Source organism: Pseudomonas koreensis (assembly GCF_024169245.1).
Classification (GTDB): Bacteria; Pseudomonadota; Gammaproteobacteria; order Pseudomonadales; family Pseudomonadaceae; genus Aquipseudomonas; species Aquipseudomonas koreensis_F.
Map to the genome: position 1 here is coordinate 4,950,369 of NZ_JALJWP010000001.1, position 21,235 is coordinate 4,971,603.

The window sequence follows — 21,235 nt, forward strand, 5'->3', positions numbered from 1 at the left end:
AAAAAGCAAAAAAGCCGCTTTCACCCGAAGATGAAAGCGGCAGAGGCATCCTGCCTCAGAGGGATCAGTGTACGAACAGGGCGATCAGGATGATGATCGGGATCGGTACGCCGAGGAAGAACAGCAGTAATGAGCGCATGGTGACTCTCCTTTTTAACGAACCGGAGTGGTAGTGGTGTAGGTGTCGACTTCGACGTACTCGACCGCATCGCGACGACGACCGCCGAAGGTGGCTGCGAGGCTGGCGAAGAACGCACCGGCCAGCAGCGCTACGAACATCCACAGCGAGGTGTAGGCAGCGACTTTCGCGGCGGTATCGGCCGCTTGCTGAGCTTTCAGTTTCGCGTCAGCGATGGCTTTCTGGGTGTTGGCGTAGATCTCGTCAACGCGACGTTCGGCATCGGCCTGGCTCAGGTTGGTACGTTGCGACACCAGTTGTGCGAGGTAGGTACGGTCTTCGGCGCTGAGCTGACCGTTGGCCAGGCTCTGGGCGAAGATGCGGGTCACGGTGCCGCGTGCGGCGTCATCGCTGACGGCGGCAGGACGATCATCGCGGAACAGGCTGTCGACGAAGTAGCCGTACTGATCGCTGTCAGTGTTGGCAGCAGCGGAGCCGGCGGCCTGGCTCATCGCACCGGCAGCACCGCCGACGACATTGGCACCAGCCTGCACACCACCACTGACGACGCTACTCACCGAACCGACCACCAGCACAGCGGTGACCAGCGTAGCGACGCACCAGGCGAGGAAGCCGTGGGCGGTGTCGCGGAAGTAGACTTCGTCACCGTGCATGTTTGCCCACTTCACGCGCAGACGGCCGGCAATATAGCCGCCCATGCCGGAAGCAATGATCTGCGTCACAGCCAGCCAGACAATCGTCGAAATGCCCAGGCCCTTGGCGCTGACGCCCTCTCCGGCCCACGGTGAAACAGCCGAAAAGCCCAGGCCGAAACCGAGCAGTACCAGAATCATCGACAGTGCTGCGGCAGCCGCTGCACCCGCGAAGATCGCGCCCCAGGACACGCCTGAGACACTGCTCGACTCTTCCACGGCAGGATAATAGCCATCAGGGGATCTGTTCATTGTTGTGCTGCTCCAGGCATGAAAAATGGTGTTACAACTCGTCGAGTGAGGAATTGCAGCGACCGTGCCAGATACAGCAACTAAATAAACCCTTGTTTTTCAATATCTTATAAAAGATGAACTTCTGGGGACGTTGCAAATTGCAACACCTGCCCAATTACAGCGGGTTTTATGCATTGGCCCGGGTCGATCATTTTCGCTTGTAGCTCTTTTTCCCGCTCGGCGTCAGGCAATACACCCCACCACGCGGCCCTGTGCAAAACGAACTGGTTCCACAGGCGCAGCCATCGTCGCTATTCAGAAAGTTTTGCGGGCGCACCTGTTCGCGCTCACCGAACATTGCCGCGCAGCTCTTCTTCGAACCGCTGATAGAGCCGTCATTGCACAGAAACAGATCGCCGTCGCAACGATCAATCCCGCCCTTTTTGCCTGAACAAGGTGTATTTGGAGCTTGAGCGAGAGCGCTGGTACACAGCAGCAAAAGCAGGACTATTGGCTTCCACCCACGGCTAATCAATGAAATCACAGCGCCACTCCTGTTGGACTTTATGGCCAGATGATATCAATCTTCCGACAATCACAGCGCCTGTCCCGGCGAATGGCAGCTACAACATGAAAGTTAATTTAAAGCGTCACGGCAAATTCTTGGCAAAATGCTGCCATTCCGTTTGAACCGATCAGCAGGCCTGCCTATGACTCGTATCTTGACCATCGAAGACGACGCCGTGACCGCGCGGGAAATCGTTGCCGAACTGAGCAGCCACGGGCTGGACGTCGACTGGGTCGACAATGGCCGCGAAGGCCTCGACCGCGCCGTCAGCGGCAACTACGACCTGATCACCCTCGACCGCATGCTGCCCGAGCTCGATGGCCTGGCCATTGTCACCACGTTGCGCACCATGGGCGTGGCCACGCCGATTCTGATGATCAGCGCCCTCTCCGATGTCGATGAGCGCGTGCGCGGTTTGCGCGCTGGCGGCGATGACTACCTGACCAAGCCGTTCGCCACCGATGAGATGGCCGCGCGGGTTGAAGTGTTGCTGCGCCGGCAGAACAGCGTCGCCACCCAGGCCACCACGCTAAAAGTCGCCGACCTCGAACTCGACCTGATCAGCCACGAAGCCCGCCGCGCCGGACAGGTGCTGACGCTGCTGCCGACCGAATACAAACTGCTCGAGTTTCTGATGCGCAATAGCGGCCAGATTCTTTCGCGGATGATGATTTTCGAAGAGGTCTGGGGCTATCACTTCGATCCGGGCACCAACCTGATCGACGTGCACATCGGCCGTCTGCGTAAAAAGATCGACGCCGCGGGCAATGTTCCGCTGATCCGCACGGTACGGGGCTCGGGCTATGTCATTGCCGAACCCGTCTGACGGCTGGCGCTCCTCCAGCAGTCGCTTGCTGGCGCTGTACAGCTCGCTGTTCGTGGCGTGGAGCGCGATCCTCATGGGGGTCATGTATTACGAGGTTTCCGGCTACCTCGACAAGCTCGCCAAGCATTCGCTGATGCAACGTCAGCACCTGTTCTCGCACTTTCGCGGCGAGCAACTGGAAGACGCCCTCGCCGCCAGCATGACCTTTGATATTCGCGGCATCGACGCCTACGGCCTGTTCGACGCGCAGGGCACTTATCTCGGCGGTGCGCTGCAGCAAATCCCCGAAGATCTGCCGCTGGATGGCAAGATCCACATGCTCGCCGAGTGTGTCGATTCCGACGATCCGACCCTGCCCAGCGACAGCTGCGATGCCGTAGCGACGCAAACCCGTGACGGACGCTGGCTGGTGTTGCTGCGCGACAACGGCTCGTTGTTCGCCGTGACGCGGATCATTTTGCACGCGCTGTTCTGGGGCGTCTCGCTGACGATCATTCCCGGAATCGCCGGGTGGCATCTGCTGCGCCGCCGCCCGCTGCAGCGAATTCGCGCCATTCAGAACAGCGCCCAAGCCATCGTCGCCGGCGATCTGACGCGCCGTTTACCGCTGTCCAATCGCCGCGATGAACTGGACATGCTCGCCGCCATCGTCAACGCCATGCTCGAGCGCATCGAGCGCTTGATGAACGAGGTCAAAGGCGTCTGCGACAACATCGCCCACGACTTGCGCACCCCGCTGACCCGCTTGCGCGCGCAGTTGTATCGCATGCAGCAACAGGCCGGCGAAGGCTCGCAGGAAGCGGCGCAACTGGACTTGGTACTGGCTGAAGCGGATACGCTGATGGCGCGGTTTCGTGGTCTGTTGCGGATTTCCGAACTGGAAGATCGCCAGCGTCGCTCGGGCTTTGTTGAACTCGATCCGGCGCGTTTGCTGGAAGAGTTGCACGAATTCTATCTGCCGCTGGCCGAGGAAGGCGATCTGCGGTTCCAGTTGAACATGCCGGAAACGCTGCCGCCGCTCAATGGCGACCGCGCGTTGCTGTTCGAAGCGCTGGCGAATCTGCTGAGCAACTCGATCAAATTCACCCCGCCCGGCGGCACGGTGATGCTGCGCGGGGTCAATGCGAACGGGCAGACGCGGATCGAGGTTCACGATTCAGGGCCGGGGATTCCCGAGACCGAACGCGAGGCGGTGTTTCAGCGGTTCTATCGTACTGAAGGTGGCCAGCCGCAAAGTGGTTTTGGCCTGGGACTGTCGATCGTCGCGGCGATTGTCAGCCTGCACGGTTTCAGTCTTGAGGTCGGCAGCAGTGATCTGGGCGGGGCGAAACTGGTGCTGGATTGCCGGCAGAGTTTGATCAGCCAGGCCTGAGGGAATGCAATCCACCCTGTGGGAGCGAGCCTGCTCGCGAATGCGGTGGTTCAGTCACAGCAATGTTAACTGACCTGACGCCTTCGCGAGCAGGCTCGCTCCCACAGGAAATCCCATGCCTCATAGGCGCTTTGTGAATCAATCAGGTTGGGTAATTGGCCCGCAGGGCGTCGAGCCCGCCCTGATAGATGCCGTTGAACAACGCCACCACTTCTTCATCGCTCACGCCGACCGCGTTGAAACGTCCCGACCACGTCACCCGCGCCCCTTCACCTTGGGCTTCAACCTTGATGGTCGCCAGGTAATCGCTGGCCGGGAACGGTGCCTGTTCGATCGAATAACTGTACGTTCTGGCGGCGTTGTCGAAGGTTTGCAGACGCTCGATCACCACGCCGCCGTCGGCGGTCTGCAGGGTGCGCACGCGCCCGCCTTCGCTCAATTCACTATTGGTAATCAGCGGCAGCCAGTCGGGCAGCGTGTTGAAGCCGCCGATCAATTGCCAGACCTGATCGGCCGAGGCCGGGATGTCGATGGTTGCGGATGCAGTTGGCATAAAACCTCTCTCTCAAGGATTCAGATAGTCAGGCTGTCGACCACACCGCCATCGACGCGCAATGCGGCGCCGGTGGTGGCCGAGGACAGCGGCGAAGCGATGTAGGTGACCAGATGCGCAACCTCCGATACATCCGCCACGCGCTGGATGATCGAGGTCGGACGGGCCTTGCGCACAAAGGCGTCGGCTTCCTCACGCAGGTTGCGCCCCGACTCGGCAGCGGCGTCTCTGAGCATGTCCTGCAGACCGTCGGTGAAAGTCGGCCCCGGCAGGATCGCATTGACCGTGACCCCGGTGCCAGCCAGACGTTTGGCCAAGCCGTGGGACACCGCGAGGTTGGCACTTTTGGTCACGCCATAATTGAGCATGTCCGCCGGCGTTGCGACCCCGGATTCCGAAGACAGGAAGATCACCCGGCCCCAGCCCTGCTCAACCATCGCCGGCACATAATGCCGCGCCAGACGCACGCCGGAAATCACGTTGACCTCGTAGAAGCGCGTCCACTCGCTGTCGGGAGTCTCGAAGAAATCGACGTCGTTGAAAATGCCGAGGTTGTTCACCAGAATGTCAGCGCGCGGCTCGGCGGCGAAGAGTTTTTCCGCGCCCTCGGCGGTGCCCAGATCAGCGGTCAAACCGCGCAGCTGCGCGCCCGGCACAGCCTTGCGAATACTCGCCAGCGCCTGCTCGACCTTGGCCGTGTCGCGACCGATCACCACCACCGTGGCGCCCGCCTCGGCCAGCGACTGGCTGATGCCCAGCCCAATGCCGGCGGTACTGCCGCTGACGACGGCCAGTTTTCCACTCAGATCAATTTTCATGGGTTTACCTCATTGGCAAGGAGTTCCACCGCGCTCGACTTTGGCGACGATTTCAGAAGCATGGATCAGCGTAGTTGCGATAGTGCGCGCCCGGTTGAGCTGCCGACCGGTGACGGGGATGTCGTTTGATCGAGGAATCCCTGCGTCTGGCAGACCGTAGCCCCTCACCCTGGCCCTCTCCCGAGGGAGAGGAAACCGACCGAGTTATGCTGAACTCAACGCCCACCTGAAAGAACATAGCGATTCCGGATTCAGGGAAGATCTTCCACGTCGGCGTATCACCTGAATATCCTCCGGTCAGTCCCCTCTCCCTCCGGGAGAGGGCTAGGGTGAGGGGCTTTTGGAAACTGATCAGACTTGCGTCAAGCGAAGCAAACCCTCGTTATCGACCGTCACGCTGATCGCATCGTAACTGGCCAACGTAGCGTGAGCCGTTTCAATCGGATGCTGATGCGTAGCAGTGATGATCATCAACGCAGCGCCCGCCGCTTCCGCAGCCTGAATACCAACCGTCGCGTCTTCAAAAATCAGACAGTCAGCCGGCTTGACCCCCAGCTTTTTCGCCGCCAGCAGATACCCCGACGGATCAGGCTTCCCAGCCTTCACATCTTCCGCCGTGATCATCACCGCCGGCTCGGGAATCCCCGCCGCCGCCATCCGCCGCAGGGCCAGATCCCGTGGCGCGGACGTCACCATCGCCCAGCGCTCTTTTGGCAGACCGTTGAGAAATGCCGCAGCAGCGGGAATTTCGACAATGCCTTCAACGTCTTCGATTTCCGCAGCGGTGATGAACGCCGCTTGTTCCTCGGCATCCACGCCCGGCAGATTCAGCCGAGTGATTGTGTCGATCGCCCGCGCGCCGTGAATGGTCGGCAAGAACGTCTCGACCTCAACGCCATGGCGCACCGCCCACGCTGACCAGATGCGCTCGGCGGCGGCGATGGAATTGAGGACGGTGCCGTCCATGTCGAACAGGAACGCGGCGAATGCGCGATCAAAAACCGATGCTTGTGCAGACAAAAGAACAAATCCTCTGACAGATGGCCGGGGCAGACAGGCCCGGCAATGTAGCACTTGTCAGTGCAACTGCGGGGCCTTGGATTTGAACGCACTTTCCACACAGTCGAGCAACTGACCGATCGCCCACGGCTTCTTGATGAACGCCACCGAATGCTTGACCCCGGAGGTCTCCGGCGTTTCATAGCCGGACATCACCATCACCGGTTTTTCCGGCCAGCGATCGCCGACCAGATTCGCAAGGTCGGCGCCGTTAAGCGTGCCGGGCATGGTGATGTCGGTCAGCAATAACGCGACGTTCGCCGCGTGTTCTTCCAGATACAGTGAGGCGGCGTCAGCGCTGGTTTGCGGTTCGACCTTGAACCCTTCCTCCTGGAGAATTTCGCAGAGAAACTCCAGAATCAACGGATCGTCCTCGACAACCAGAATCAACCCGCCAGGAAGGTGCGCGCTCGACGTAGGTGTAGGGCACATGAACAGCACTCCCCCGAATTACATTTTTTGAATAGCGGTTTTGAATCCGCTGCTTATCTGGTATGAGCAGCGCGTCTTGTAGAAATTCATTTTTGATACAGCAGATTTCGCCAAGGTGTTGTTTTTCGAAGCGCAGCGACCGTGCGCAACACTCATTTGTGGTTAAAATGCCGGCCCTTTGAACGGCCGAACCGTAATCCATGACCCCTGAAGCCCTCGCCACCCTCCACACCCATTTGCTGCCCGCACTGGCGGCGGCACCCAGCGAAACCCGCCGCTTGTTTCACGGCCGCGGGCGCTGCTGGCCGGGACTGGAACAGCTGACCGTGGACTGGCTGCAGGGCGTGGTGCTGGTGTCGCTGTTCAAGGAGCCGGCGCCTGAACAACTGCAAAATCTGAGAGATTCACTGTTGCAACTCGCCACCAAGCGCGAATGGCAGCAGTCCGGCGCGCACACCCTGCTGATCCAGCACCGTTACCTGCCGCAGAGTACGGCCGAATGGCTGATCGGCGAGGAAATCGAGGAAATGACCATCGTCGAAGGTGGCTTGCAGTACCGCGTCGACCTCGGCCGCAAGCAAAACACCGGTCTGTTTCTCGACATGCGTTACGGCCGCAACTGGGTGCGCGAACAGGCAGCGGGCAAGCGGGTATTGAACCTGTTCGCCTACACCTGCGGCTTTTCCGTAGCAGCAATCGAGGGCGGCGCCAGCCATGTGGTCAATCTGGATATGTCCCGGGCCGCCCTGAGCCGTGGTCGCGACAATCATCGTCTGAACGGCCACGACCTGAGCAAGGTCAGTTTCCTCGGTCACGACCTGTTCAAATCCTGGGGCAAGGTGATCAACAGCGGCCCCTACGATCTGGTGATCATCGACCCGCCGTCGTTCCAGAAGGGCAGTTTTCTGCTGACCAAGGACTATCAGCGCGTACTGCGCCGCTTGCCGGAACTGCTGACCGCGCAAGGCACAGTATTGGCGTGCATGAACGATCCGTCGTTCGGCTCGGACTTCCTGATTGATGGCGTCACCCTGGAAGCGCCAAGCCTGCGCTTCGAACAACGGCTGGCCAATCCGCCGGAGTTTCCGGATATCGACCCGGAAAGCGGCCTGAAAGCCCTGATTTTCCAGCACATCAGCTGACGCACCACACATCCCCTTGTAGGAGTGAGCCTGCTCGCGATAGCGGTGTGTCAGTCAGCAAATGGTTAACTGACACACCGCTATCGCGAGCAGGCTCACTCCTACAGGGGGGCGTGTGAATCAGCTTTCAGCGCGGATCGACCGCCATGCCGCCTGCGCAAGCATTTCGCGATAGGCCTTCGGGCTGCCTTTAACCCGCCCTGCCAGCCACGCCCGGCAATAGCTGTCCGCCTGGCCGATGATCAACGATGGCAGCAGTTCCGCAGGCAAGTCCTGAAGCTCGCCAGCGCGACCCGATTCCGCCAGCCATTGGCGCAGACGCAGACTGCGCGTCTTGTTGCGCTCGGCCAGTTCGTCCTTGAACGGGCCTTTGGTCACGGCGAACCGGGCGTGGTACTGGAATCGCGCCCACTGCGGCTGTTGCTCGACCCAGTCGACATAGCTGAAGACGAGCGCCTGCACGCCTTCTTCAGTGGTAGCGGCCACGTCCAGATACGCATCACGCAAACGCGCCTGATCCTCCAGCGCAGTGAAAAAAAGCGCCGCGACCAGCCCTTCCTTGTTGCCGAAATGGTGATAGATCGCGCCGACGCTGGTGTCGCATTCGGCGCGAATCATCTCGATGGTGGTCGCCTCGATCCCCTGTTCGTTGAACAGGCTCAAGGCCTTGCGAAAAATATCGCGTTTGAGTTCGGCGCGGCGACCGGGGTAGCTGCGTTCCAGTAGATCGGCGGTATCCATGCTGCTTGAGGTCCGAAAACGGGTTTGAAGAAGGCGTTAAGTGCCCGTGAGCAAATCGCGCCTAGGTTGACAGATTTGCCGCGAACAGAATACCGTTCCGTTACAGAACATTATTCTGTAACAGAACATCATTCTGCAAAACCACCCAGTGAGGCTTCCCATGAGTCAATCTCTCAGCATGTTCAACAGCGTCGGCCCGGACGCTTTCAGCAAGATGGCCTGCCAGTTCGCCCCCTACTTCAGCAGCATCAATCCGCTGATCAGCGAATTGCGCCCGAATGCCGCCACGGTGCAGGTGCCGTTTCGCAAGGAAATCACCAATCACCTCGGCACGGTGCATGCGATCGCCATGTGCAACGCGGCGGAACTGGCCGGTGGGATGATGACCGACGTATCGATCCCGGCCGGGGCACGCTGGATTCCCAAAGGAATGACCGTGGAATACCTGGCCAAGGCGAAAACCGACGTCACCGCCGTGGCCAGCGCCGAAGGTGTGGATTGGCAAAGCGATGGCGACAAGGTGGTCAACGTCGACATTCACGATGCCGAGGGCAAAAAGGTCTTTACCGCGCGGATCACCATGAACGTCAAGCTCGGTTGAGATTGCAGGCACAAAAAAGCCCTTGCTACGGAACGCGCAGCAAGGGCTTTTTATTGGCCGGGTCAGTGCAGGGTCAGGCGCTGGCGGACAAATTCCTCTACGTGGCGACTGGTCTGGTCCAGATGCCGGTCGCGTTGTTTTTCCGCATCGAGCATCGCGCGCTTGCCGTTCTTTTGCAGCAAGTAGGTATGAATCTGCTGCACTTCCAGTGAGCGGTAGATCGGCGTGGTGTCAATGAACCCACGCAAACCGTTGCTGCGGTAATGCCGCGTGCTCATCAGCACCTGCGTCTCGCGCTGGCCGATCACTTCAAAACCCAACGCCTCGAAGTACGGCACCTTGCCGATGCTGCAGGCCAGTTCCGCATGCGGATAGCGCCCGACCATGTCCGCGAGCAACGCCCGCGCCACACCCTGACGCCGATACCCTTCACGCACCGCCATGTACGCGACGCTGCACGCCTCCCAATCGCCTTGCACCGGCAGGTACAACAGAAAGCCGATGACCTGTTCCGGATCGTCATCACCGGTGGCAACCAGCAATTCCACCTCGGTGCCCTTCTGGCCATTCAGCGCCTCGAGGTAGAGATGCACCTCATAACCGATCGCGTATTGATAAACGTTGTACAGCAGGTTGCTCGGACCAAGTCCGACCGCACTGATGTCCGTAAAGTAATCGACGACCATTTGCAGAATCTGGCTGTTGACGCTTTCGGGGCATGGAGAGGTGTAGTGGGTGATGCGTGGCATGGGCAAACTCCGGCGGTAAAAAACGTTGCCGATGAGCTGAGCCGTCGACGAACCGCGACATCATACCGTGCCGGGCTCCATGGAACCCGTCACTGTTGCGGGGCCACGACTCTGAATTTGATGTTGATGTCTTTGGACACCACGCTGTCTGCCCACTCGCCCGCACCGAGCCCGAACTCATCGCGTTCGAGCACCAGCTCACCGTCGAAAATGCCAACGGCGTTGTCCGGTTTCAATTCCACAGGTATCTCGACTTCGCGGGTGATGCCCTTGAGGGTCAATTGGCCGACGACGTGATAACGGTACTCGTCCACTTTGGTGAAATGGCTGGATTCGAACACGGCGACCGGATATTTCTCTGTGTCGAACCAGGCCGGTTTCACCAGCTCGGTATTGGCGTCTTCACTGCCTGCGTCGATGCTGCCCAGATCAATCTGCAGCGTGGTGCGGGCGTTGGCGAGGTTGTCGGTATTGAAGTCCAGGGTAGCCTCGAACTTGCCGAAGGTACCGTACATTCGCGAGCCCAGCTGGTTGTAAGTGAAGCTGATCTGGCTGGCAGTGGTGTTGACCCTGGTGTATTCAGCGGCCTGCGCGACGGTCGCTGCGCACAGGCAAAACGCAGCAACCAGCAATAATCGCATCGACATGGAGTTCTCCGGGCAGCGCGTGCCGTCGAGGGCCTTGGTTGACTTAAGCAAACAACCGAACGTTATGCCACTCCACGCTCAGGCACTGGAGATTCAGTAATCCCGGCGCTGTGCGATTGACCCGAAACGTGCTTCACCCCCCTGCGCAGACGGTGGCGCAATGTCAGTGCAGGGCGCTCGACGCAGTAATAGGTCACGCCACTGCAGGCAAATGACAACACCAGCACCGCTCCAATAATGTAAGCGTCATACGCCACCGGCCAAAAACCGCGCAGTAAATACATGGCCACAAAGTGGTTGAGGAACACGCCGTAGCTGATATTGCCAAGGAACTCATCTACCCGATTGAACTTGAGTCTGGTGAAAACATAGACCAGTGGGATTCCCACGGTGATGCCGAGCGTGACCTCGGCATTGAACGGACGACGTTCGATCCACCCTGCCATGATCGCCACAAACATCAGCGCCGCCGCCACGGCAGTGCCCGCGACAATGGCCATTCCTTTGACGTTGCGCTGGTAGAGATAGCAGCCGCACAGGAAGATGAACAACACGCCTGGCAGCAAACGGTAGCCGTAGATGTCGGTATTGATGAAGCCAAGGCACGCCAGCAAAAAAATCCCGACCGAGACAGCAAAGGCGACACCCTGCGCCTTGAAAATCAACAGAAAGGGGATCAGCAGATAAAAACTCATTTCCAGCCCGAGCGACCAGCCGGGTGGCAGGATCTCGGTTCCGCCAACGCCGAACATGTAATAGCCGAGCGGCAGCATGAGTACGCTGGACGACAGGGTTTGCCATGTCAGCTCCGCCGCTTGGGGTGTGCCGGGCAACAGAAAATGGATCACCAGACAGGAAGCAACGAAGTACACCAGAAATTGCGGATACAGCCTCAGCGCCCTGTCGACATAGAACAGACCGATCTTCTTTGGCTCACTGTAGTTTCGCTCGATGAGCGAGGCCATCACGAATCCACTGATGATCAGGAAGGAAATAACGGCGATCACGCCAGGATTAAGTCCTGCGAACGTTTTGCCCATGTGAGATACAGCGACCAGCACGGCCAACAGCAGTCGAAAAGCTCCCACTTACACCCTCGTAATGTCCTTATAGTTGTGGGCGCATACGCTACGACGCTTTTGTGCGGGAGAACAGAAAAATGTTCACCCGCAATAGCTGCGCCTAAAGCAATCGCTCGATCTTCTGATTCTTCCAGACGAGTTTGTAATACAGCGTCTGCAAAACCAGCATCCCCAGATAGGCAACCGGAAACGCCATCCATACGCCCTGCAGGCCAAACTGCCCGTCCAGCCAATACGCTGCCGGCAATTGCACGCCGACCACGCAAATAATTGAAATGATCACCGGCACCAGCACCGTGCCGCTGGCGCGCATGATCCCACCGATGATGGCCTGGAAGCCGAAGACCAACAGGCTCCAGAGCATGATGTGCAGCAGATGCTCGGCCATCGCGCGAGTCGGGTCTTCGGTCAGGAACAGGCCCAGCAACCAGTGCGAGAGCAGATAACCCAGCACAATCAGGCCACCGGTCAGGCACACATTGATCAACAGCCCGGTGCGCAGGATCGGCCCCATGCGTTGCAGATGTCCGGCGCCGATCGCCTGGGCACCGAGGATCGATGCCGTGATCGCAATCGACAATGCAGGAAACTGCACATAGTTGACGATCTGGGTGACTGCGCCATACGCCGCTGTCGCTTGCGAGCCGTGCTGGTTGACCAGTGCCAGAATCACCAGCTCCGATAACGACAGCACGATCATCTGCACCCCGGTTGGCAGGCCGATGCGCAGAACCTTGCCGAGGATGACCCGGTCCAGCCGAAGCGCGGCGAAGAATTCTCGATCCGGTGCCAGCGGGTGGCCCTTGCGGATCAGCCGCCATGCCAGCCATGCCATCGCGGCCAGATTACCGGCGAGTCCGGCATATGCCGCGCTCTGAATGCCCAATGGCGGCAAGCCCAGCCAGCCGCGAATCAATGCCGGCGTCAGCGCCAGCCCCACGGCGGTGGATACGATCAGCGCCAGCAACGGCGACAGCGTATCGCTGACGCCGCGCAGCAACTGGGTGAACAGTACGAACACCAGCAGGGACGGCAGAATCCACAACATCACGTGGGCATAGGCCACCGCATCGTCGAGTACATCTGCCGGGGTGCCCAGGCCTGTGAGTGCCTGCCGCGCGAACACAGTGCCCAGCACCGCTGCGACCAGACCGATCAATACACCCAACAGCAACGTTGCCCCGGCGATCGCTTTGACCATGTGCGTTTCGCGTGCGCCCCACGCCTGACCGATCAACACACCCGCTCCAGCCCCGAGCCCGATGACCAGTGCAATGAAAAAGAACACGACGGGAAACATGCCGGACACTGCCGCCAACGCCTGGGTGCCGAGCATCTGGCCGATGTAAATACTGTTGACCGTGCCGGACATCGATTGCAGGAAATTGGACAACACCATCGGCGCAAGAAACAGCAGATAGGTTTGCCAAAGGGGTTTGGCGAAGGTGGTGCTTTGCATTGAATGGAGGTCCATCTCGACGGCGGCAGGCCTGATTGACGATAGCTTCGGTGAGTTGGGTGCAGCGTGCAATCAACATTTCCAATCGGCGTTGATTGCCTGTTTTGGATTTGTGTAAATGCCAGAGATCGCTTTGTGTCAGTGTGCGGCTGTGGTAAATCACAGCTCTTCCGACAGATACCATTGAGGCTCGGCTCATGCGTAAGGTTGCAAATATTCTGGTCAGTACCCTCCTCGCTCCGTTCGCCGCCTGTACTCAGGCCGCCGCACCGGCAGCAGCACCTGATTCATTGAAATCCTTACTCGCCACCCTGAACGAACGCCTGAACATCGGTGATCTGGTTGCGCTGACCAAGTGGGACAGCGGCAAGCCGGTCCAGGACAGCCCACGTGAGGCGCAGGTCATTGCCGATGCCCGAACGCTGGCCATCGAACACGAACTGAACCCGGACGATGTCGCGCAGCTGATCGCCGCACAGATGGAGGCGAACAAACTGGTGCAGTACGGTCTGCTCGCGCAATGGCAAGCGGCAGGTACGGCACCGGACACGCCGCGCCCGGATCTGGGCAAACAGATTCGCCCCCATCTGGATGCGCTGCAAAAACGCCTGTTACAGCAATACGCCGAGTTCGCGCCCCATCGACAGGACCCGAATTGCCCGTCCTGGCTGGCCAATGCACGCAGCGGTCTGGCCGCCGATGCGCTGCATGAGCTGGCACTGATTCGTGCCGGCGGCGAGTTGTGTGTACGGGCCAAAGCGCTCTGAACCGGAGGTCTTGGCAACCATCATCAGCGTCGATGTTCACCATCACGTCAATGAAGTTTTCATAAAAACTGCGCGGCGTAACATCGGCTCCAGACAAACAAACAACTTTCTGGAGCACACGATCATGAAACGCCAAACCCTTCTCGGCATTGCATTCTCGGTTTTCGCAGTCAACGTTTTTGCAGCAACCCCTGTTCAGACCCTGGTCGCTGAAGGCGGCTCGGACAAGCTGATCGAAAGCCGCTTGGCTGAGGGTGGTTCTGATCGCCTGATCGAACGCCGTGTTGCCGAGGGTGGCTCTGATCGCCTGATCGAACGCCGTGTTGCCGAGGGTGGCTCTGATCGCCTGATCGAACGCCGCGTTGCCGAAGGTGGCTCTGATCGCCTGATCGAACGCCGTGTAGCCGAAGGTGGTTCCGATCGTCTGATCGAACGCCGCGTTGCCGAGGGTGGCTCTGATCGACTGATCGAACGCCGTGTTGCCGAAGGTGGCTCTGATCGTCTGATCGAACGCCGTGTTGCCGAAGGTGGTTCCGATCGTCTGATGGAACGCCGCGTCGCATGATTCAATCGCTGTACCGCCACACCATGAAAAAGCCCGGCCTGATCAGCCGGGCTTTTTACATTCAGTCGTCGCTTGGTGCGCGGTTTTCAGCTTGGCCACGTCGACGGAAACCGCGTGAACCAAACCGACAGCGCGGCGGCTACTTTGCTGAGGTATTTCACAGTAAACCGCATGGGAAAACGTCCGCAATCCATCTCTCGGACGGTGCGTACTCCAACGAAAATAATCCCCATCGGCAGCACCATCTTGGATTTCTTTGAACCCGTTCGCTGGCCGGCCGTCAGCGATGTCGCTTAACATGGCGCCACTTTGATAAAGACAGACACCGCCCTCCATGTTCAAAGCCAGTCTGCGTAGCCATCTCACACTGTGGTTCGGCGGTTTGTCACTGCTGACATTATTGAGCGTGGGCTTCTACGTCGGTCACATTGCCACCGAACAGATGAAACAGGCCAGCGGCAGCGCCTTGCTGAATACGGCGCGGGCGACGGCGACGTTGTTGGGCGAGCAACTGCGCGAACGGCAATTGGAGGTTTATCTGTTGAGTCGCGCGCCGCATCTAGAGCGTGGTGATCTGGATAACCCGAACATTCTCAAATCGATGCAGCTGCGCACCCAAGCGCGCGCCGAATATGCGTGGATGGGCGTCACCGACGCCGAGGGCAACGTCCGCCAGGCCGTCAATGATTTGCTGGTCGGACAATCAGTGCAAAAACGCCCGTGGTTTCAGGTTGGCTTGCGTCGGCAATACACCGGCGATCCTCACGAAGCAGTGTTGCTGGCCAAATTATTGCCAGGCCTGCCCAATGGCGAGCCGCTGCGCTTCATCGATTTCGCTGCCCCTATTCATAACGCCGAAGGTCAAGTGATTGGCGTGCTGGGCGCACATGCGCACTGGAGCTGGGTGACCCGCATCGTCGAGTCGGCCGCGTTTTCACACAAGAACTCGGCGCCGGATGTCCAGGCGCTGATCGTCGACCACGATGGCAAGGTGCTCTATCCCGAAGCACTCATGGGGCAGCAACTGGCAGTCAACCATTCGGCTACGCAGGGCTGGACCACCGGTAGCGGTTACCTGACCAGTATGGTCACCGTGCCAACGCCATCGGGCACGGCGCTTTCGTGGTCGATCGCCATTCGTCAGCCACTGGAGACCGCGCTGCTACCGGCGCGAACGCTGCAATACGAATTGTTGATACTCGGCGTATTCGCCGCCATCGTTTTCGGTCTGGTGGCTTATTACCTGGCGCTGTACCTGAGCCGCCCGATCGAACAACTCGCACGCTCCGCGAAAGAGGTCCAAAACAACCAGGCCGGCGCGCAATTCCAGCTCCAGCATCCGGTGCTGGAAATCGCCCAGCTCGGCCAGTCCATCGATGCAATGACGCAATCGCTGCTCGGCAAGGAGCGCGAACTGCAGGAGGCCAACGCGACCCTGGAAGCCACCGTGGCGCAACGCACCGCCGCACTCACCGAGGCCAACGCCGAGCTGCTGAGTCTGGCGACGCACGATGGCCTGACCGGCGTTTACAACCGTCGGCGGTTCGACGAAAAAATCACCGAATACTCACTGCTGTCCCGACGCACCGGACGGCCTTTCGCCCTGTTGTTGATCGACGCCGACCACTTCAAACGCATCAATGACAGCCATGGTCATGCAGTGGGCGATGAAGTCCTGCAGCAATTGGCGGAGCTGATCCAGCACAGTGTGCGCAGCACCGATTTCGTCGCGCGTTACGGTGGCGAAGAGTTCGCCGTGCTGCTGCCGGAAGTGGCGCAACCCGACACCCCGCAAGTCGTCGCCGAGAAGATTCGCGCCGCGGTGGCCGAAGCGGACTTTCCCGGCGCAGGAAACGTCACGGTCAGTGTTGGCCTGGCCCTGGCGGATCCGGCAGACAACAATCACATGGCGCTGATCAAACGTGCCGATCAGCAGCTGTATCAGGCGAAGGCTGCGGGGCGCAATCAGGTCGCGGTCCATGCTCACTGACACCGGCGTATGTCAACCAGAGACAGGTCTGCCCGCCGGCCACCATCGCTGGCAAGCCAGCTCGCATAGGGATGGGGTAAAACCGGAAATATGAGTCGTTTGGAGAACCGCTTTCGCGAGCAGGCTCGCTCCCACAGAAAGCAAGATCAAGAGCAAGAGCAAGAGCAAGAGCAAGAGCAAGAGCAAGAGCAAGAGCAAGAGCAAGATCAAAAGATCGCAGCCTTCGGCAGCTCCTACAGTCTCCGCGTTCACCTCTGGGTCGAGTGTCAGCTCGCCTGCTCTTGATCTTGATCCACGGGCGACGTCGGAAGGCTGAGCGGAGGGATTGATCCGGGCGTGGGAGCGCAGCGACCGTCTGGCGCAGCCAGACACAGCGGAAGGAGGTGCAGCGAAGCAAACCGGAGCCGCTGCGCCCGGATCGATCCCGCAGCGAAGGAACCCGAGCCTGCGAGGGCCGAACGCAGGAGCAAGCGTTTTTTTGCTTACTTTTTTTAGGCGTTTGTAAAAAAAGTGAGTCGCCGTAAGGGCGAAACCCTAAGCAGCCGTTACCGCAGCAATGGATATGCACTCAATCAGACGAGAAAGCATCGCCCGACTAGGGCTCAGCACTGAACCTCTGCAAATACGCCAGCAAATTATTCAACTTCTCCTCATCACTCAGCCCCCAGAAAATCATCCGCGTACCCGGCACCACCCCTTTCGGATCCTCCAGATAATCCCTCAACGTCGCCCGATCCCAGGTAATCCCCGAATTCTTCATCGCATCGGAATAGACATAATTGGCCGAAGTCCCCGCAGCTCGGCCAATGATGCCGTTGAGCTGCGGACCAAACCCCGGTCGGGCCGACTCGCCAACCTGATGGCAACCGCCGCACAGGCGCGGAAAGATTTTCGCCCCCGCTTCAGCATCGCCCTCAGCCTGTGCGCTGGCGCTGAAGATCAAGGTGAGCAGCAGTGTCGTGATGAATTTCATTGAACAGTCCAAACCTGGCTTTTCATGGCGTGAGCGCAGTTTACAGATAAGCGCCGACAATCGTTCTGACGGCGAGCAACGCCTGATGCAAGACGTCCATGTCCACTGAGCCCAGCGCCAGACGAAGCGCATGGGGCGTGTTGGATGACACCGAAAACGGCTCGGCGCTGGTGACCGAAATCTGCTGCTGCATCAACTCGACAACCATCTGATCAGCGCGTACATCTTCGGGCAATGGCAGCCACAGAAAATACGAAGCCGGATGAGCAATGTAGCGCAGCCCTTTCAGTACCTCAGCCGCCAAGGCCTGCCGGGCCATGGCATCGCTGCGCTTCTGTTCCTCAAGCACGGTGACGGTACCGTCATCGAGCCAGCCGCAGGCAATGGCGGTCATCACGCCGGGCGTGTTCCAGGTCATGGCGCGAATAATCCGCTCCAGTGCAGGCACCTGAGCAAGTGGCGCCGCAATGAAGCCGACGCGCAATCCGGTGGCGATGTTTTTCGACAGGCCTGAAACATAGAACGTCCGTTCCGGCGCCAGATCGATCAACGTTCGCGGCGGGCTGTCGACCAGAAACGCGTAGGCCGCGTCTTCGATGATCGTCAGATCATAGCGACGGGCGATCGCAACCAACCGCTCACGCTGCTCCACCGGCATGACCCAGCCCAGCGGATTGTGCAACGTCGGCATGCTGTACACGGCGCGCACCGAGCGCTGCCGGCAAAGTTTCTCCAGCGCCTGCAAATCCGCGCCATGTTCGCTCACCGGAATCGCCAGCACTTCCAGATGCAACGCGTCGGCCAGCACCTTGAACCCGGAATAGGTCAGCGCATCGGCGGCGATCACATCGCCGGGTTTGAGCAGTGCCATCAGCGTCACGGCCAAACCTTGCTGAGCGCCGTTGACGATCAGCACTTGCCCGGCCTCGACCGTCACGCCGCGTGCCGACAGATGTCGCGCCACCGAGGCGCGTTCGTGGGCACGCCCGGCGTGGGGTTGATAACGCAACAGGGCGTCCAGATCACCGGACAACGCCAGCTGGCGCAATGCCGTGCGTAACAGCTCGGCCTGACCAGGCAACGATGGATAATTGAAATTCAGGTCGATCATGCCCACCGCCACATCCTTCTGATCGATGCCCTGCCCCGGCGCCAGCGACATTTCCCGCACGAACGTACCGCGCCCGGCTTCGCCACTGACCAGTCCCATCGCCTCGAGCTCGGCGTACACCCGTGAGGCGGTGACAAGCGCCAGTCCTTCCTGCGCAGCCAGCTGCCGATGCGTTGGCAATCGCGCGCCCGGCGTCATTCGTCCGCCACGAATGTCCGCCGCGTAACGGTCAACCAGGGTTTTGTAACGAGACTTGGGCATGCCGGCTGTATCCATGACAATTTTTTGATTGTGCTGATTCTCAGCTCTAGGATCGCGGCAACACAACCCACTTTTGAGTGCGAGCGATATGGAAACCACCTCGAACCCGATCAAACCGGCGCTGGACAAGACCAGTGGTTGGATCAACGGTTTTATCGGCGTACTGATTTTCAGCGGTTCGCTACCGGCGACGCGGTTGGCGGTGCTCGAATTCGACCCGGTATTTCTCACCGTAGTGCGGGCAGCGATTGCCGGGGGGTTGGCGGTGGGCCTTTTGACGTTGTTCAAACAACGGCGACCGGCGCGCCAGCAGTGGCTGTCGTTGTTGATTGTGGCGCTGGGCGTGGTGTTGGGTTTCCCGCTGTTGACCGCGCTGGCGTTGCAGCACGTAACGTCAGCGCATTCGATCGTCTTTGTAGGATTGCTACCGCTGGCCACCGCGATGTTTGGTGTGTTGCGCGGCGGCGAGCGGCCACGACCGGTGTTCTGGATCTTCTCGATCCTGGGCAGTGCGCTGGTGGTGGGCTTCGCCCTGTCCCAAGGCTTGAGCGCGTCGCCAACCGGAGACTTGCTGATGCTTGCGGCGATTCTGGCCTGCGGCCTCGGTTACGCCGAAGGCGCGAAACTCTCACGCAGCCTCGGCGGCTGGCAGGTGATCTGCTGGGCGCTGGTGGTGTCGTTACCGCCGATGGCGCTGCTGAGTCTGTGGCTGGCGCCCGCCTCTTTCGCCAACATCAGTGTGTCGGCGTGGATGTGTCTGGGTTACGTATCGCTGTTCAGCATGCTGATCGGCTTCGTGTTCTGGTATCGCGGTCTGGCCCAGGGTGGGATCGCGGCAGTCGGGCAGTTGCAATTGCTGCAGCCGTTTTTTGGTCTGGCACTGGCGGCGACGTTGCTGCATGAGCAAGTCAGCGTGGGCATGCTCGGCGTCACGCTTGGGGTGATTGTCTGTGTGGCCGGGGCAAAGAAATTTGCCAGATAATGTTCAGTGTTCGGCTTTCCATTGCCGAGGACTGAGTCCGGTCTTGCGCCGAAACGCCCGGGCCAGCGCCGACGGACTTTCATATCCGACCTCCTCGGCTATCAGTGCAATCGGCCGGCCTTCACGCAGGCGTTTTTGCGCAAGACTGACGCGCCAGCTCAGCAGGTAATCGGCCGGCGTCTGCCCGACTACCCGGCGGAACTGCTCGGCGAAACCGGCGCGGGACTGGTTCGCGGCCGCGGCCAGATCGGCGACGCTCCACGGCTTGTGCGGTTGCTCATGGATCAGGTTCAGAGCGCGAGATAAACGCGGGTCAGCCAGCCCGGCCATCATGCCCGGTGGCTGATCACGACTGCCAATGAGATGGCGCAGCAGCAGGATCACCAGCAATTCAAACAGACGATCCATTACCGCGACGCGCCCGCAATGCCCTTCGAAAGCTTCGTTGAACAGCCAGTCGAGGGTGCTGCCCAGTTCGGGAATATCGGTGAGCTTCAACACCAGATAGTCGGGTAACGCGGCGGCCAGGGCATTGCCCGAACCGCCATCGAAGGTCAGCGAAGCACAGACAATCTGGCTGGCCATGGCCTCGTCGGCAAACATCCGATGGGTGAACGGCCGAGGGAAGAAAATCAGCGACGGTTCGTCCAGACGGATCTCCCGTTCGTTGCCCGGCTTGAGCAGCAACGCCCCCGCTTGCAGAACATGCACGTGGCCGACCGGTTCGCCCTCATGAACACTGACGCCGCAAAATGCGCCGCTGTGAAAGGTGCCGGCGTTCACGCCGAAGTGACTGAGTAACGTAGAAAGGCGATCCACGGCTGACTCCCAAGGGCACATCTGGACGATCTGCCGCATATCCTCGACGATTTGCCGCCAAAGCGCTATCGGCAATCCCTAAGATCTCTCCATCGCCGCTGCACTTCGCCGCGCAATCTGGAGAATCACCATGAGCCGCATCCCTGCAATCAGCCTCGACACCGCCACAGACGCCGTCCGTCCTGCACTGGAAGGCGTGAAGAAAAAAATCGGTTTCCTCCCCAACGTTTTCACCACCCTCGCCCAGGCACCGGTTGCCCTCGACACTTACCTGCAAGCCTCGGCCATCCTCGGCAAGACCTCGTTGAGCGGCAAAGAGAAAGAAGCCGTTTACCTCGCCGCTTCGCAGGTCAACGGCTGCGACTACTGCCTGTCCGCACACTCCGTGTTTGCCGGCAAGGCCGGGCTCTCGCCACAGGACATCATCGCGGCCCGTCATGGCGAACTGAATGCCTACGCTGCCCTCGCCCGCCAACTGACCGAAAGCCGTGGCCACTTGAGCGACGCACAATTGGCCGCTGCCCGCGCCGCCGGTATCGATGACCGCAAGATCATCGAAGTGATTGCTCTGGTAGCCGTGCAGACGCTGACCAATTACCTGAACAATATTGCGCTGACCGACATAGACTTCCCGGCCATCGAGGCCTGAGCAG

The 21,235-nt window shown here is 59.8% G+C and carries 23 protein-coding genes; 9 read left to right on the forward strand and 14 right to left on the reverse strand.

What is annotated here, in order from left to right; genetic code table 11:
- Positions 1–153: 153 nt before the first annotated feature.
- Both J2Y90_RS21860 and J2Y90_RS21865 read right to left on the reverse strand, forming a co-directional pair.
- Positions 154–1,083, reverse strand: a complete 930-nt coding sequence (locus J2Y90_RS21860) for a hypothetical protein (RefSeq protein ID WP_016775227.1) — start codon at positions 1,081–1,083, stop codon at positions 154–156.
- Between the two features lie 190 nt (positions 1,084–1,273).
- The gene (locus tag J2Y90_RS21865; RefSeq protein ID WP_429462316.1) at positions 1,274–1,597 is read right to left on the reverse strand and encodes a hypothetical protein; all 324 of its coding nucleotides are present in this window, start codon (positions 1,595–1,597) and stop codon (positions 1,274–1,276) included.
- Positions 1,598–1,775: 178 nt separating this feature from the next.
- On the opposite strand from J2Y90_RS21865, the gene J2Y90_RS21870 reads away from it, so the two are divergent.
- Both J2Y90_RS21870 and J2Y90_RS21875 read left to right on the forward strand, forming a co-directional pair.
- Complete coding sequence (locus J2Y90_RS21870; RefSeq protein WP_039762250.1) at positions 1,776–2,459, forward strand: response regulator transcription factor; 684 nt, start codon at positions 1,776–1,778, stop codon at positions 2,457–2,459.
- Positions 2,437–3,831 (forward strand): sensor histidine kinase, encoded by a 1,395-nt coding sequence (locus tag J2Y90_RS21875; RefSeq protein ID WP_253503142.1) that lies wholly within the window; start codon positions 2,437–2,439, stop codon positions 3,829–3,831. The genes J2Y90_RS21870 and J2Y90_RS21875 overlap by 23 nt, the downstream gene beginning before the upstream one ends.
- 142 nt (positions 3,832–3,973) lie before the next feature.
- Here J2Y90_RS21875 and J2Y90_RS21880 read toward each other — a convergent pair whose 3' ends face one another.
- The 4 genes from J2Y90_RS21880 to J2Y90_RS21895 form a co-directional block, all read right to left on the reverse strand.
- Complete coding sequence (locus J2Y90_RS21880; RefSeq protein ID WP_253503145.1) at positions 3,974–4,384, reverse strand: SRPBCC family protein; 411 nt, start codon at positions 4,382–4,384, stop codon at positions 3,974–3,976.
- 20 nt (positions 4,385–4,404) lie between these two features.
- Positions 4,405–5,202, reverse strand: a complete 798-nt coding sequence (locus tag J2Y90_RS21885) for an SDR family NAD(P)-dependent oxidoreductase (RefSeq protein ID WP_253503148.1) — start codon at positions 5,200–5,202, stop codon at positions 4,405–4,407.
- Between the two features lie 351 nt (positions 5,203–5,553).
- The gene (locus J2Y90_RS21890; protein ID WP_253503152.1) at positions 5,554–6,222 is read right to left on the reverse strand and encodes an HAD-IA family hydrolase; all 669 of its coding nucleotides are present in this window, start codon (positions 6,220–6,222) and stop codon (positions 5,554–5,556) included.
- A 57-nt stretch (positions 6,223–6,279) separates the two neighbouring features.
- The gene (locus J2Y90_RS21895) at positions 6,280–6,693 is read right to left on the reverse strand and encodes a response regulator (RefSeq protein WP_056788985.1); all 414 of its coding nucleotides are present in this window, start codon (positions 6,691–6,693) and stop codon (positions 6,280–6,282) included.
- 200 nt (positions 6,694–6,893) lie between these two features.
- On the opposite strand from J2Y90_RS21895, the gene J2Y90_RS21900 reads away from it, so the two are divergent.
- Complete coding sequence (locus tag J2Y90_RS21900; protein WP_253503155.1) at positions 6,894–7,835, forward strand: class I SAM-dependent methyltransferase; 942 nt, start codon at positions 6,894–6,896, stop codon at positions 7,833–7,835.
- Between the two features lie 120 nt (positions 7,836–7,955).
- On the opposite strand, the gene J2Y90_RS21905 is transcribed toward J2Y90_RS21900, so the two are convergent.
- Entirely contained in the window at positions 7,956–8,576 is a 621-nt protein-coding gene (locus J2Y90_RS21905; RefSeq protein ID WP_253503158.1) for a TetR/AcrR family transcriptional regulator, read from the reverse strand.
- Positions 8,577–8,736: 160 nt separating this feature from the next.
- Here J2Y90_RS21905 and J2Y90_RS21910 point away from each other — a divergent pair, with 160 nt between their 5' ends.
- Positions 8,737–9,177: a hotdog fold domain-containing protein gene (locus J2Y90_RS21910; RefSeq protein ID WP_253503163.1), complete on the forward strand. Its 441-nt coding sequence runs from the start codon at positions 8,737–8,739 to the stop codon at positions 9,175–9,177.
- 62 nt (positions 9,178–9,239) lie between these two features.
- Here the strand turns inward: J2Y90_RS21910 and J2Y90_RS21915 are convergent, their stop codons facing one another.
- From J2Y90_RS21915 to J2Y90_RS21930, 4 genes are all read right to left on the reverse strand, one after another.
- A complete protein-coding gene (locus tag J2Y90_RS21915; RefSeq protein WP_253503166.1) occupies positions 9,240–9,926 on the reverse strand; it encodes a GNAT family N-acetyltransferase in 687 nt (228 codons plus the stop codon).
- Positions 9,927–10,015: 89 nt separating this feature from the next.
- Positions 10,016–10,573 (reverse strand): YceI family protein, encoded by a 558-nt coding sequence (locus J2Y90_RS21920; protein WP_253503169.1) that lies wholly within the window; start codon positions 10,571–10,573, stop codon positions 10,016–10,018.
- Positions 10,574–10,635: 62 nt separating this feature from the next.
- Entirely contained in the window at positions 10,636–11,661 is a 1,026-nt protein-coding gene (locus J2Y90_RS21925) for an acyltransferase family protein (RefSeq protein WP_253503173.1), read from the reverse strand.
- 94 nt (positions 11,662–11,755) lie between these two features.
- Positions 11,756–13,114, reverse strand: coding sequence for an MATE family efflux transporter (locus J2Y90_RS21930; RefSeq protein ID WP_253503176.1), 1,359 nt, complete (start codon positions 13,112–13,114; stop codon positions 11,756–11,758).
- Positions 13,115–13,311: 197 nt separating this feature from the next.
- Between J2Y90_RS21930 and J2Y90_RS21935 the strand changes: the two genes are divergently transcribed.
- The 3 genes from J2Y90_RS21935 to J2Y90_RS21945 all read left to right on the forward strand — a co-directional run bounded on the left by J2Y90_RS21935 (position 13,312) and on the right by J2Y90_RS21945 (position 16,436).
- Positions 13,312–13,881 (forward strand): chorismate mutase, encoded by a 570-nt coding sequence (locus tag J2Y90_RS21935; RefSeq protein ID WP_253503179.1) that lies wholly within the window; start codon positions 13,312–13,314, stop codon positions 13,879–13,881.
- A gap of 124 nt (positions 13,882–14,005) precedes the next feature.
- Positions 14,006–14,446, forward strand: coding sequence for a phage infection protein (locus J2Y90_RS21940; protein WP_253503183.1), 441 nt, complete (start codon positions 14,006–14,008; stop codon positions 14,444–14,446).
- Between the two features lie 334 nt (positions 14,447–14,780).
- On the forward strand, positions 14,781–16,436 hold the full coding sequence (locus tag J2Y90_RS21945) for a sensor domain-containing diguanylate cyclase (protein ID WP_253503186.1): 1,656 nt from the start codon (positions 14,781–14,783) through the stop codon (positions 16,434–16,436).
- A 595-nt stretch (positions 16,437–17,031) separates the two neighbouring features.
- Here J2Y90_RS21945 and J2Y90_RS21950 read toward each other — a convergent pair.
- Positions 17,032–17,409 carry a c-type cytochrome gene (locus tag J2Y90_RS21950; protein ID WP_253503189.1) on the reverse strand — a complete coding sequence of 126 codons (378 nt, stop codon included), beginning with the start codon at positions 17,407–17,409 and terminating at the stop codon, positions 17,032–17,034.
- Between the two features lie 40 nt (positions 17,410–17,449).
- Positions 17,450–18,781, reverse strand: coding sequence for a PLP-dependent aminotransferase family protein (locus tag J2Y90_RS21955; RefSeq protein WP_253503193.1), 1,332 nt, complete (start codon positions 18,779–18,781; stop codon positions 17,450–17,452).
- Positions 18,782–18,869: 88 nt separating this feature from the next.
- On the opposite strand from J2Y90_RS21955, the gene J2Y90_RS21960 reads away from it, so the two are divergent.
- Positions 18,870–19,763 carry a DMT family transporter gene (locus tag J2Y90_RS21960; protein ID WP_253503196.1) on the forward strand — a complete coding sequence of 298 codons (894 nt, stop codon included), beginning with the start codon at positions 18,870–18,872 and terminating at the stop codon, positions 19,761–19,763.
- Between the two features lie 3 nt (positions 19,764–19,766).
- On the opposite strand, the gene J2Y90_RS21965 is transcribed toward J2Y90_RS21960, so the two are convergent.
- Complete coding sequence (locus J2Y90_RS21965) at positions 19,767–20,582, reverse strand: AraC family transcriptional regulator (protein WP_253503199.1); 816 nt, start codon at positions 20,580–20,582, stop codon at positions 19,767–19,769.
- A 130-nt stretch (positions 20,583–20,712) separates the two neighbouring features.
- Here J2Y90_RS21965 and J2Y90_RS21970 point away from each other — a divergent pair, with 130 nt between their 5' ends.
- Entirely contained in the window at positions 20,713–21,231 is a 519-nt protein-coding gene (locus J2Y90_RS21970; protein WP_253503203.1) for a carboxymuconolactone decarboxylase family protein, read from the forward strand.
- Positions 21,232–21,235: the final 4 nt, after the last annotated feature.

Coding starts and splice junctions, on each gene's coding strand:
- J2Y90_RS21930 (WP_253503176.1), bottom strand. CDS start 13,114: ATGCAAAGCACCACCTTCGCCAAACCCCTTTGGCAAACCTATCTGCTG.
- J2Y90_RS21955 (WP_253503193.1), bottom strand. CDS start 18,781: ATGCCCAAGTCTCGTTACAAAACCCTGGTTGACCGTTACGCGGCGGAC.
- J2Y90_RS21880 (WP_253503145.1), bottom strand. CDS start 4,384: ATGCCAACTGCATCCGCAACCATCGACATCCCGGCCTCGGCCGATCAG.
- J2Y90_RS21915 (WP_253503166.1), bottom strand. CDS start 9,926: ATGCCACGCATCACCCACTACACCTCTCCATGCCCCGAAAGCGTCAAC.
- J2Y90_RS21875 (WP_253503142.1), top strand. CDS start 2,437: ATGTCATTGCCGAACCCGTCTGACGGCTGGCGCTCCTCCAGCAGTCGC.
- J2Y90_RS21950 (WP_253503189.1), bottom strand. CDS start 17,409: ATGAAATTCATCACGACACTGCTGCTCACCTTGATCTTCAGCGCCAGC.
- J2Y90_RS21935 (WP_253503179.1), top strand. CDS start 13,312: ATGCGTAAGGTTGCAAATATTCTGGTCAGTACCCTCCTCGCTCCGTTC.
- J2Y90_RS21920 (WP_253503169.1), bottom strand. CDS start 10,573: ATGTCGATGCGATTATTGCTGGTTGCTGCGTTTTGCCTGTGCGCAGCG.
- J2Y90_RS21910 (WP_253503163.1), top strand. CDS start 8,737: ATGAGTCAATCTCTCAGCATGTTCAACAGCGTCGGCCCGGACGCTTTC.
- J2Y90_RS21970 (WP_253503203.1), top strand. CDS start 20,713: ATGAGCCGCATCCCTGCAATCAGCCTCGACACCGCCACAGACGCCGTC.
- J2Y90_RS21895 (WP_056788985.1), bottom strand. CDS start 6,693: ATGTGCCCTACACCTACGTCGAGCGCGCACCTTCCTGGCGGGTTGATT.
- J2Y90_RS21940 (WP_253503183.1), top strand. CDS start 14,006: ATGAAACGCCAAACCCTTCTCGGCATTGCATTCTCGGTTTTCGCAGTC.
- J2Y90_RS21960 (WP_253503196.1), top strand. CDS start 18,870: ATGGAAACCACCTCGAACCCGATCAAACCGGCGCTGGACAAGACCAGT.
- J2Y90_RS21860 (WP_016775227.1), bottom strand. CDS start 1,083: ATGAACAGATCCCCTGATGGCTATTATCCTGCCGTGGAAGAGTCGAGC.
- J2Y90_RS21870 (WP_039762250.1), top strand. CDS start 1,776: ATGACTCGTATCTTGACCATCGAAGACGACGCCGTGACCGCGCGGGAA.
- J2Y90_RS21945 (WP_253503186.1), top strand. CDS start 14,781: ATGTTCAAAGCCAGTCTGCGTAGCCATCTCACACTGTGGTTCGGCGGT.
- J2Y90_RS21900 (WP_253503155.1), top strand. CDS start 6,894: ATGACCCCTGAAGCCCTCGCCACCCTCCACACCCATTTGCTGCCCGCA.
- J2Y90_RS21905 (WP_253503158.1), bottom strand. CDS start 8,576: ATGGATACCGCCGATCTACTGGAACGCAGCTACCCCGGTCGCCGCGCC.
- J2Y90_RS21885 (WP_253503148.1), bottom strand. CDS start 5,202: ATGAAAATTGATCTGAGTGGAAAACTGGCCGTCGTCAGCGGCAGTACC.